Origin of the sequence: Sulfitobacter sediminivivens (assembly GCF_042611115.2) — a bacterium.
Lineage (GTDB): Bacteria > Pseudomonadota > Alphaproteobacteria > Rhodobacterales > Rhodobacteraceae > Sulfitobacter > Sulfitobacter sediminivivens.
The window spans coordinates 196,074-208,430 of sequence record NZ_JBHGAR020000001.1; the positions used below are offsets into that span (position 1 = coordinate 196,074).

A 12,357-nucleotide genomic window follows, 5' to 3' on the forward strand; every position below is an offset into this window, starting at 1 on the left:
TGCTGTTCCGAAAAATGGGTAACGTCTGGTGGTGTCACAGATGCTTATGTCACTGCGAAAAACGCGGGATGTAGTTTATAACAACGGGAGAGAATCTATGAAAATGATTAAAATGCTTGCTGTTGCGGGGGCCATGGTGGCCGGTACCGCAGCGATGGCTCAGGAAAAATTCATCACAATCGGGACAGGTGGCCAGACGGGTGTATATTTCGTTGTGGGTCAGTCGATCTGTCGTTTGGTCAACCGTGGTTCAGCCGAGCACAACCTGAAGTGTACGGCTCCGTCCACTGGTGGTTCCATTGCCAACATCAACGCGATCAAAGCGGGCGACATGGACATGGGCGTTGCCCAATCTGATTGGCAGTTCCACGCGTACAACGGCACGTCGGAATTTGCGGACAACAAGTTCGACAAAGCACGCGCAGTGTTCTCTGTCCACGGTGAACCGTTCACCGTGATTGCGCGCGCTGATGCGGGCATCTCGACGTTTGCCGACCTTAAGGGCAAGCGCGTCAACATCGGTAATCCCGGTTCTGGTCAGTACGCCACAATGCAGGTCGTTATGGACGCGCTGGGCTGGACAATGGACGATTTTGCGCTGGCGTCAGAGTTGAAGCCCGCTGAACAAGCCGCGGCTTTGGGCGATAACAAGGTGGATGCGATTATCTATACCGTTGGCCATCCCAACGGGTCGATCCAGGAAGCCGTTTCAACGGTTGATGCTGTTCTGGTCCCGGTCACCGGTCCTGAAATCGACAAGTTGATTGCTGACAACCCTTACTATGCAGCGGCCACTGTGCCGGGCGGCATGTACAAAGGGTCTGATGCAGAGACGAACACATTCGGTGTGAAGGCAACGTTTGTAACCTCTGCGGACGTAGCTGACGATGTCGTTTATGAAGTTGTTAAAGCTGTCTTTGACGACTTTGATCGCTTCAAGCGTCTGCACCCTGCTTTTGAGAACCTCAAAGAAGAAGAGATGATCAAGGACGGTCTTTCTGCTCCGCTGCACCCAGGTGCCGAAAAGTACTACAAAGAAAAAGGCTGGATTGAGTAACCAGTCTGATTTGACGAACGCAGTGGCAAGGGTTCTTGCCACTGCGTGTTTTGTGGCCCAACAATAAGAATGTGCACTTGCCATAAGGTAAGGCGACAGGGGGACGAACCATGACCAACAACGATCAACAGCAAGCTGCTGCCGTCGAAAACGCGGCCGCCGGGCGCGGTGGGTTAAGCCAGCAAGAACTGGATGAACTTGTCGCATCTTCCGACACCGGGGGCCGCTCTGCCGGTGGACCGGTTGGCACCTTTCTGATGCTCGTTGCATTGGCATGGTCACTGTTCCAGCTTTGGATCGCCTCGCCCATTCCATTCATTGTTGGCTGGGGTGTATTCAACGACACCGAAAGCCGCTCCATCCATCTGGCCTTTGCCGTGTTTCTCGGCATCGCCGCTTTTCCCGCGACCCGCAGCAAATTCCAAATCGGCCTTGGTGTCTTCGTCCCGGTAGTTTTGGCGTTCCTGTTCATGACAGGGGCGAAAGACGACACGTCAACCTGGTGGATTCCGCTTATCGCGCTTGGCGTTGTGGCAACTGTTGTCCTCGGCTCTCCCAAAGACCGCATTCCGGTTTGGGAATGGGCATTGGCGGTGGTTGGCGCAATCGCTGCGCTATATCTATTCGTCTACTACCGTGATATTTCAGGCCGTGTCGGCGCGCCGATCATGCAGGATTTTGTCGTTGCCGTAATTGGTTTGATGATTTTGCTTGAGGCAACCCGCCGCGCTCTTGGTCCGGCTCTGATGATCGTCGCATCCGTGTTCCTTATGTATACCGTGCTTGGTCCCTACATGCCCGGCATCATCGCGCACAAAGGCAACAGCCTTTCGGAAATTGTGAACCACCAGTGGATCACAACCGAAGGCGTGTTCGGCATCGCACTGGGCGTTTCGACATCCTTTGTTTTCCTGTTTGTGTTGTTCGGCTCCTTGTTGGACCGGGCAGGCGCGGGCAATTACTTTATCCAGGTCGCGTTCAGCCTAATGGGCCACATGCGCGGCGGACCGGCGAAGGCGGCGGTTGTCGCGTCAGCCATGACTGGTCTGATTTCCGGGTCGTCCATCGCGAACGTGGTGACCACGGGGACATTCACAATTCCGCTTATGAAAAAGGTCGGCTTTAGCTCTGAAAAGGCGGGCGCGGTCGAGGTTGCCTCGTCGGTGAACGGACAGATCATGCCACCTGTTATGGGCGCTGCTGCGTTCCTGATGGTTGAATATGTCGGCATTCCCTATTTTGACGTGGTCAAACATGCCTTCCTGCCTGCGGTGATTTCCTACATCGCGCTGGTATATATCGTGCACCTCGAAGCGATGAAGGCCGGCATGCAGGGTCTGCCGCGTGCCTATACGCCCAAGCCGCTGGTGCAGCAGATGATTGGCATCGCCTTTGCGATCATCGCAATTTGCGCATTGTCCTTTGCAGTTTACTATTTGATGGGCTGGATTCGTCCCGCCTTCCCGAACAGTGCCGGATACATCATCTTTGCCTTTCTGACAGCCGTCTATGTTGGACTTCTCTATGTCGGCAGCAAGGAAGAGCCGCTCAAGATGGACGATCCGAATGCAGAAGTGACGACCCTGCCGCTGCCGGGTCCGACCGCGCGGTCAGGTCTGCACTTTATCCTGCCAGTCGTCGTGCTGGTCTGGGCCTTGATGGTCGACCGTTTGTCGCCCGGCTTGTCCGCTTTCTGGGCTGCATCCTACATGGTCTTTATTCTGCTGACGCAACGACCTTTGATGGCGATTTTCCGGGGCGAGAGCAAACTGGCCACTGATATCAAAGAAGGCTTTGCCGATTTGATTGACGGATTGGTCACCGGCGCACGCAACATGATCGGTATCGGTATCGCAACAGCAACAGCCGGCATTATCGTGGGTGCGGTAAGCCAGACCGGCGTGGGGTCTGCCCTTGCCGATGTGGTTGAGGTGCTGTCCGGTGGTAATATTCTTGCCATTCTGCTGCTGACCGCAGTTCTGTCACTGATCCTTGGTATGGGGCTGCCGACAACGGCAAACTATATCGTTGTGTCCGCGCTGCTGGCCCCTGTCATTGTGACGCTTGGTCAGCAGAACGGATTGATTGTGCCGCTGATCGCTGTGCATCTGTTTGTGTTCTACTTCGGCATCATGGCGGATGTGACGCCACCTGTTGGCCTCGCCAGTTTTGCGGCGGCGGCTGTCTCAGGTGGCGACCCGATCAAGACAGGTGTGGTTGCGTTCTTCTATAGCCTGCGCACTGCCGCCTTACCGTTCCTTTTTATCTTTAACACGGAATTGCTGTTGATTGGGGTCACCTGGGCGCAGGGGATATTCGTCTTCATCGTTGCCACATTTGCGATGCTGTTGTTTGCGGCGGCGACCCAAGGTTGGTTCCTGGCGAAAAACCGCTTTTACGAAAGTGCGGCACTGTTGTTGATCGCGTTCACCTTCTTCCGCCCGGGTTTCTGGATGGATATGGTGTCGCCACCCTACAGCGAAGAAGCGCCAACCGAGATTGTACAGGCCGCCAATGATACGCCTGCTGGCGAGGAATTGCGCCTGCGGGTGGCGGGTTTGAATGACCTAGGCGATCCGATCGAGTTTGTTGCGCTATTGCCCATTGGTGAAGGGGCCACAGGTGAGGAAAAACTGGAGGCTGCAGGACTGGCGTTTAGAGAAGACAGCGGCAAGATGCTTGTGGACGATGTTGTCTACGATTCCGCTGCACAATCAGCGGGTCTGGATTGGGATCAAGAGGTTCTTCGGGTTCTGAAACCCGTCAGCCAGCCCAGTAAATATTTGATGTTTATCCCCGCTTTGTTGCTTTTGCTGTTGGTCATTTTCTTGCAAAGGGGCCGCAACGCGCGCGGCACCCGGCAGTCTGTTGCGGCGTAAGCACCATCTTTGACGCACATACATACTGGCCGGTCTTTGGTCATTCAGGTTGTCCGAAAGTCACCTGTTCCACTTCCTCGCCGATCGGCGTAAGGAACGCGCAACGCAGCATGTTCGGCGGGACTTTTCCTGCTAAAAAGCGCTGCTTTGCACGGAGTGAACAGCTATGACACCTTTCGCAATCGCAGGCGTACAAATGTACGTCAACGCCCTTCAATCCAACGTCGATGGCATGATCCAGCGACTTGATATCCTGATGGCACGGTTTCCGTGGACCCAGATGGTCTTGTTTTCTGAACTCGCGCCCTACGGCCCGCTTGACCGCTTTGCCCTGCCGCAAGACAATGAAACGCTTGAGAAGTTTCAACAGGCCGCACGCAAGCACCGTGTTTGGCTGATCCCGGGTTCCATGTTTCTAAAGAACAGCGAAGACGGCCGGGTCTATAACACCGCCGTGGTGATAAACCCGGAAGGCGAGATCATCCGCCGATATTCCAAGATGTTCCCATTCCGGCCCTATGAGGCGGGCATCGCCGCTGGGACCGAGTTCTGTGTTTTCGACGTACCAGAAGTTGGCCGTTTCGGCCTGTCGATCTGCTATGATATCTGGTTCCCCGAAACCACGCGCCAGCTGACCAGTCAGGGTGTCGAAGTGTTGCTGAACCCGGTGCTGACTGGCACAACTGACCGCGATGCTGAACTGGCTATCGCCCGCGCTACTGCGGCGCAATTTCAGTGCTATGTTGTTGCCGTGAACGGCCTGGGTGCGGGCGGTGTTGGCAAATCTTGCGTTGTCGATCCGACATCGATGGTGTTGCACCAGTCGGCCGGTCAAGAAGACATGTTCCCGATTGAAATTGATCTGTCGATGGTCCGCCGTCAGCGCGAGACAGGCATGAAAGGTCTGGGTCAGGTTCTCAAATCCTTCCGCGACCGATCAACAGATTTCTCGGTCTATGACCGCAACAGCGGAACTGATGCCTATTTAAAGACGTTGGGTCCACTAGAGATTCCACACCAAGGGACGCGCGCTGGTTTGCATGTAGACGTACCATCACAACTTATTCCTGAGGCCCCCACGTTTAAAGGCCAGGAGGCGACACTTCCCTTTTCCAGCGCGCCTGAAAGTATCGGGACCGAACCAATGCCCAACCCGTCGGCCGGGACGGCAAACCCGCCCACCGACGCACCGACAACTGCCGCACCACCTGCGGCGATGCCCAACCCACCTGTGAAACCCGGTATTTTTACCGACACAGCCGATTCATCTAGCGGTTAAGCTGCGGCGTTTCCCGCCTCGGCCTTTTCGGCCGGGGCGATCATGCCACAGTGACCCCCGCACAGCGGAGACGACCTGATGCATGATATGAACGACTATTCGTCCGCGATCCAACTTCGGTCGGATCGTTGGAGCGCGCTGCGCGAAGCGACATCGGCGCTGACACGAGATCCAAAACCAAATGAGGTCAAAAATCTGAGCACGCGGGTGCAAGACCTGTTTACGTCGCTTGCGCTGATCGAACCCTATTGGGCATTTCCGGGAATGGCCGCATTTGACCATATGCGGCGTCAATTTCAACACAACAACTTGGATGATCTGGCCTTTGCCGTCAGCCGCGTCACGCGCGCGCTGACCACTGGTGCTTATCGCCGCCGGTCCATTCCGCTTGAACGCGACAGCAGGGACGTCGAAGAACACAATGACGAAGAACTGCTGAGCCCGGAAGCACGGGCGCTGGCAAAACCTTACTTTGAAGTGCTGATCGTCGACAACGTGAACGAACAGCAGGAACGCTGGCTGAAATCCAATGTTCTGCGGATGCGCCGCCCGGAGGACCAATTCATCTACGAAGCGGTTGTGGTCCCCTCAATTGAGGACGCGCTGATTGCAGTAATGTTTAACCATAATATACAGGCAATTGTCGTACGTCCCGGCCTGACGCTGAAATCAAATATGGTCGAAACCATTCTGACAAGGTATCTGGCCCGCGCTGGTGGCCGCGAAGAGATCGACGCGCTGCTGCCTGAAAACTATGGTCCGGAACTGTGCCGCATGATCGCAAAGGTGCGGCCCGAACTTGACGCATATCTGGTTACCGAACGGTCCGTTGAAGACATTGCTGGCCTTGATCTGGGGATCTGCCGTCGGGTTTTCTATAACCAAGAAGACTTTATGGAACTGCACCTGAACATTCTGCGCGGTGTGCAGTCACGTAACAAATCACCATTCTTTACCGCGCTCGTTGAGTATTCCAAGCAACCGACGGGCGTTTTCCATGCGATGCCGATCAGCCGCGGTAAATCCATCACCCGGTCGCATTGGATTCAGGACATGGGCGCGTTCTATGGACCCAACATCTTTCTGGCGGAAACTTCTGCAACGTCAGGCGGGCTGGATTCGCTGCTGGAACCCCATGGCCCAATCAAAGAAGCGCAAGAACTGGCCAGCCGCGCATTTGGGTCCAAGCAAACCTTCTTTGCCACAAACGGCACATCGACCTGTAACAAGATCGTCGTACAGGCGCTTGTGCGGCCGGGTGACATCGTTCTGGTGGACCGGGATTGCCACAAGTCTCACCACTACGGCATGGTTCTGGCCGGTGCGCAGGTGTGTTACCTCGACAGCTATCCACTCAATAAATATTCGATGTATGGAGCCGTGCCGCTGCGCGAGATCAAGCATCAGTTGCTCGCACTCAAAGCGGCCGGCAAACTGGACAAGGTCCGCATGTTGCTTTTGACCAACTGCACGTTCGACGGGCTGGTCTATAATGTTGAGCGGATGATGGAAGAATGTCTGGCCATCAAGCCTGACCTGATCTTCCTGTGGGATGAGGCTTGGTTTGCCTTTGCACGCTTCAACCCGACCTATCGTCAGCGCACCGGCATGAACGCGGCAAATACACTGCGTGAAAGGTTCAAGACCGAGGCCCATGCGAAAGCCTATGAAGCGCAGCAAGAAGAGCTGAAAGATGCGGATGATGAAACAATCCTGAACACACGGTTGATTCCGCCGCCCAAATCCCGCGTACGCGTTTATACGACCCAATCGACCCATAAAACACTGACATCATTGCGTCAGGGGTCCATGATCCACGTGAACGATCAGGACTTTAAAGGTGAAGTCGAACAATCTTTTCACGAGGCGTACATGACGCACACGTCAACCTCGCCCAACTACCAGATCATCGCATCATTGGATGTGGGTCGTCGGCAGGTTGAACTGGAAGGGTTTGAATTTGTTCAGCGCCAGATCGAAGCGGCGATGTCGATGCGCCGTGCGATCACCGATCATCCGCTGTTGAACAAGTACTTCAAGGTACTGACAGCCGGCGACATGATCCCCGAAGAATACCGCGAAAGTGGCGTGACCAGCTATTATGACACGCAACAGGGCTGGACCGACATGTGGGATTGCTGGGAGCAGGACACCTTTGTTCTTGATGCAACCCGTGTCACGCTTGCCGTTGGCGGTACAGGTTGGGATGGCGACACATTCAAGACTGACATTCTGATGGACAAGTACGGTATCCAGATCAATAAAACATCGCGCAATACCGTGCTGTTTATGACCAACATCGGCACGACGCGTTCGTCGGTGGCGTACTTGATTGAAGTGTTGGTTGAGATCGCCAAGTCGCTGGATGAATTGCTGGATGACGCCAGCAAGATGGAACGGTTGTCGTTTGACAAACGCGTTGCCAACCTGATGGAAAACTATCCACCGCTGCCTGACTTCAGCCGTTTTCACGAAGCATTTCGCGCCGATGATGTTACTTCTGAGGGTGATATTCGAACTGCATTCTTCTTGTCCTATGATGAGAAGAACTGCGATTATTTGGAACTGAACGGATCACTTAAGGAAGCAATGGATGCCGGGGATACGATCGTCTCTGCCAGCTTTATCATTCCTTACCCACCGGGCTTTCCAATCCTTGTCCCTGGACAAGTTGTGAGCCAGGAAATTCTGTCGTTTATGCGTGCTTTGGACGTCAGTGAAATCCATGGATACCGCCCTGATTTGGGTCTGCGTGTCTTTAACGATGCGGCGCTCAAAAGTGTGCGTGCCAAGCATTTGTCCTCTTCCCCTAAATAATAGAAGGAACCATCCAAATGGCTACAGTTCTCAAGAATATCTCAGAAATTCGCCGGTTCTTTCACCGGAACGAAGATCCTGTGTATTTCATTTCGGCGACCAACTTTAACCTGTTGGGCCTCGATGAATGGGTGAAGAATTTCAAATATATCTGCTACATCGACTGTTACGGCGGCAAGCACCCGAACGTGTTCTGCCCATCCGAACAGCCGCACGCGGAATTCCAGTCGATCGAAGACATCAACAATTATCTGTTGCAGCACAAAGAGGTGATTGATTTCATCAAACGCCGTGGCGGCAAACCTAAGTTTGTGTTCCTGATGTTCGACGAGGAAACAGAACGCCTTTCAAAAGAGCTGGGGGCAGACGTATGGTTCCCCAAGGCGAAATTACGCCAGTCAATGGACAACAAAATCGAAACCGTCCGCATCGGCAACAAGGCCGGTGTGCCGTCGGTGCCCAATGTGCTGGCCGAGGTTAAAAACTACGAAGACCTGCGCAAAACGTGCGAAAAGGCGGGCATCGGTCACGATCTGGTCCTGCAATCCGCCTTTGGTGACAGTGGCCACACAACGTTCTTTATTAAATCCGAGGCTGACTTCCGACGCCATGAATCCGAGATTGTCGGCGAGGGCGAGATCAAGATCATGAAACGGATCGATTGCCGGGGTTCCGCGATTGAGGCATGCGCGACCAAGGAAGGCACAATCGTTGGTCCGTTGATGACTGAACTGGTCGGCTTCAAGGAACTGACACCCTATCGTGGGGGCTGGTGTGGCAACGAAATGTTGGCCACGGCATTCCCACCCAAGGTACGTGAAAAAGCCCGTGATCTGACCTTCAAGTTTGGTGAGCAACTGCGCAAAGAGGGGTACCGCGGATATTTTGAACTGGATTTCTTGATCGACAAGAAGACCGGCGATATCTGGCTGGGCGAATTGAACCCGCGTATCACAGGTGCGTCTTCGATGACCAACCACGCGGCTTTTGCCCATGCCGATGCGCCGTTGTTCCTGTTCCACCTGCTCGAATTCTCGAAAAAGAAATTTGATCTGAATGTTGATGAACTGAACAACCGCTGGGCCGATCCGGAAATGATTGATGGCTGGTCACAGATGGTCATCAAACATACCGAAGACAGCGTTGATATCTGTACCACGGCACCGGAAACAGGCATCTACAAGATGCTTGAGGATGGCCGCGTCGTATTTGACCGCTTTGACTATCACCGCCGGGCTGTTGAATCAGAAAACGAAGCGTTCTTTTTGCGCATCTTGCAGCCGGGTGATTATCGCTATGAAGGGGCCGACATTGGCATCCTCGTGACGCGTGGCCGGTCAATGACCAAGTCTTTCCAGTTGAATGAGCGGGCGAAAAAGTGGATTCATGGCATCAAGCAAGCTGTTGATGGCAAACCACTGCCCACCGCCTCGGCGGGTCCGGAATTGTCTGACCCGGCGTTTAAAATCCTCTAACGTCCTAGAAAGGCCACGATGTATTGGCGCGCACTCCAAGAAGAAACGCCCGGACCAAAATGGTCCGGGCTTTTCGCTGAATACTGGCCTGACTACCGTACGTGGTGGCTCCAGGAAGGTGATGCCGCGCGCCCCACATATGCGCAATGCCGCCGCGCACTGAACACCCATATGCCGGAGCTGATGCCGCTCTATGATGAACTATGTGCCTTGGCGGGTGGCGGGGATCAGGCCGCGCGCTTTTTAAGCCTCTACAATCCGCCACCCTATCTGTCGGGCTGCAGTCAGGCGATCTGGGCGGGTAAGGAACCGGTTATGGTGCGCAACTATGACTACAATCCAAACGCGTTCGACCAATTGGTGCTGAACACCAACTGGATGGGTCGCCGGGTTATGGGAACATCCGATGGGCTATGGGGGTTGGTTGACGGCGTGAATGATGCTGGTTTGTCAATCTCTTTGACGTTCGGCGGACGGCGCGTCGTTGGCACCGGTTTTGGTGTGCCGTTGATCTTGCGGTATGTGTTGCAGACCTGTGAAACCACAGCAGAGGCGACCAAAGTATTAGAGCGCGTGCCGACCCACATGAGCTATAACGTGACAGTACTGGACCGCAAACGGGATTATTCAACCGCGATGATGGGGCCGGATCGGACGACGCAAATTACCCATGCGGCGGTGGCGACCAACCATCAGGAAAACGTTGAATGGGTAAGCCACGCGCGGTTTACGGCCACGGTTGAGCGTGAGCGGTATTTGTTGAATCGCTTGCGCATGCACAAAGATCCCGAAGAGAAGTTTATCAATGCCTTCTTGAAGCCACCGCTTTATTCCACTGCGTTTAGGGCTGGTTTTGGCACGCTTTACACCGCCGTTTACCGCCCCCGTAAGCGCGAGATGGAGTTGCGCTGGCCAGGCACGGTCTGGCCGCTGTCACTCAATAATTTTGTTGAAGGCGCGCGCAATGTGATGGTGCCGGGTGCCGCATGACCGGCGGCCCGCTTGCATCTCTGAAAGTGGTAGAGTTTTCGGGGTTGGGCCCCGCACCTCTTGCAGGACAGCTGCTTGCCGACCTTGGCGCGCAGGTTGTCACAATTGACAGGGCATCGGCCGGAGCAGACCCGACCAACATCAACCGACGCGGCAAACGATCCATTGTTCTAGACCTTAAATCGTCCAAAGGTATCGAGGCGGCGCGCCGTGTGATTGCCGCTAATGATGTGCTGATCGAAGGGTTCCGCCCCGGCGTTATGGAACGGCTTGGCCTTGGCCCCAAGGAGTGTCCGGATACATTAATCTATGGTCGGATGACTGGCTGGGGTCAGGACGGCCCGTGGGCGCAAACTGCGGGTCATGACATCAACTATCTGGCGTTGACAGGTGCACTGTATGCAATGGGGCAGGGTGATGGCCCGCCTGTTCCGCCCCTTAATCTGGTTGCCGACTACGGCGGTGGCACGATGTTTTTGCTTTTCGGCATTTTAGCAGCGGTGATTGAACGCGGCATATCTGGCAAGGGTCAGGTGGTGGACGCCGCAATGGTGGATGGCGTTCCCGCGATGATGGGGTTGATTCACGGCATGCTGGCGAAAGGAACCTGGGGCGAAACCCGTGCTGACAACTGGCTTGATGGGGCTGCACCATTTTACAGATGTTATACGTGTAAGGACGGAAAATTCGTCGCCGTGGGCGCGCTGGAACCACAGTTTTACGCGGTTTTACTGAGCAAATTGGGATTGCCAGAAAGCCACCGGCAGACACAAAACGACAAGCGAACCTGGCCAGCACGATCCGATGAATTTTCCGCCATTTTTCGAACTGAAACACGCGACCATTGGGCAGCTCTTTTTGATGGTTCGGACGCCTGCGTTGCCCCTGTCCTTACATTTTCCGAAGCACCACTGCACCCACACATGGCTGAAAGACGGACATTCCAAGCCCCGGATGGCATCACCCAGTCTAACACGGCCCCTCGGTTCGCCCGGTCAACGACAACACAAAGGCCGCCCCCGCGGGGAATCGGAGAAAACACAGCAGATGTCTTGCGCGAGATCGGGTTCAATGACGCAGATATTCAGGCCATACTCAACTGATTGAGCAGTACATGGTGCCTGAAAAGTGCCTTGATAGTCTCCGGTCATATACACAGATAACGATACCACCTTGATGCAGGTTCCTGTAAGAAAGATCCATGAAAGATGCTGCTGCCTCTGCCGCAATAGATATGCTGGATGACCTGATCGTCTGTCCGCAATGTGATGCTGCTTATAAGCTCAAAAAGCCCAAACATGGCGAACGTGCCATATGTCAGCGGTGCCACAAGGTTTTGATTACACCCCGTAAGAACGCGGGCATGCGCATCATTGCCATCGCGCTTTCCGTAGTATTCTTGATCATCGGTGCGGCGGTTTTCCCGTTCCTGACCATTGATGCAGCGGGCAACAAAAACGCGGTTTCTATCCTTGATGCAGCGCTAGCTTTTTCAGGCGGGCCGATGATATTGCTCTCAATTGCGACTGCGGGTCTGATCGTGTTTATCCCGCTCATGCGCGTTCTGCTGACCCTTTATGTGCTTTTGCCTGTGGTTTTGGATCGCCCGCCCGCCCGGCACGCGATCACCGCATTTCGCCTTTCAGAAGCGATGCGCCCGTGGTCCATGGCAGAAATTTTTGCCATTGGATGTGCGGTGGCTTTGGTCAAAATTGCCGATTTGGCACAGGTCAGCTTTGGTCCCGCCTTTTGGATGTTCGGAATTCTTGTTGTCCTTGTCATCGCGCAGGACAGCTTTATGTGTAAATGGTCTGTATGGAACTCTCTGGAACACCCCAAAAAATCATAAGCGCCCGGGAC

General features: G+C 54.5%; 8 protein-coding genes. All 8 read left to right on the top strand.

What is annotated here, in order from left to right; translation table 11 throughout:
* Positions 1–97: 97 nt before the first annotated feature.
* Complete coding sequence (locus ACEWL3_RS00915) at positions 98–1,057, top strand: TAXI family TRAP transporter solute-binding subunit (protein ID WP_386177161.1); 960 nt, start codon at positions 98–100, stop codon at positions 1,055–1,057.
* A gap of 110 nt (positions 1,058–1,167) precedes the next feature.
* The gene (locus ACEWL3_RS00920) at positions 1,168–3,936 is read left to right on the top strand and encodes a TRAP transporter permease (RefSeq protein WP_386177162.1); all 2,769 of its coding nucleotides are present in this window, start codon (positions 1,168–1,170) and stop codon (positions 3,934–3,936) included.
* A 166-nt stretch (positions 3,937–4,102) separates the two neighbouring features.
* Positions 4,103–5,215, top strand: coding sequence for a carbon-nitrogen hydrolase family protein (locus ACEWL3_RS00925; RefSeq protein WP_386177163.1), 1,113 nt, complete (start codon positions 4,103–4,105; stop codon positions 5,213–5,215).
* Between the two features lie 78 nt (positions 5,216–5,293).
* A complete protein-coding gene (locus ACEWL3_RS00930) occupies positions 5,294–8,032 on the top strand; it encodes an aminotransferase class I/II-fold pyridoxal phosphate-dependent enzyme (RefSeq protein WP_386177164.1) in 2,739 nt (912 codons plus the stop codon).
* A 17-nt stretch (positions 8,033–8,049) separates the two neighbouring features.
* On the top strand, positions 8,050–9,507 hold the full coding sequence (locus tag ACEWL3_RS00935) for a biotin carboxylase (protein ID WP_114876585.1): 1,458 nt from the start codon (positions 8,050–8,052) through the stop codon (positions 9,505–9,507).
* Between the two features lie 18 nt (positions 9,508–9,525).
* A complete protein-coding gene (locus ACEWL3_RS00940; protein ID WP_386177165.1) occupies positions 9,526–10,497 on the top strand; it encodes a C45 family autoproteolytic acyltransferase/hydrolase in 972 nt (323 codons plus the stop codon).
* A complete protein-coding gene (locus ACEWL3_RS00945) occupies positions 10,494–11,600 on the top strand; it encodes a CaiB/BaiF CoA transferase family protein (RefSeq protein ID WP_386177166.1) in 1,107 nt (368 codons plus the stop codon). Before ACEWL3_RS00940 ends, ACEWL3_RS00945 begins: the two co-directional genes overlap by 4 nt.
* 98 nt (positions 11,601–11,698) lie before the next feature.
* On the top strand, positions 11,699–12,346 hold the full coding sequence (locus ACEWL3_RS00950) for a paraquat-inducible protein A (RefSeq protein ID WP_386177167.1): 648 nt from the start codon (positions 11,699–11,701) through the stop codon (positions 12,344–12,346).
* Positions 12,347–12,357 lie beyond the last annotated feature (11 nt).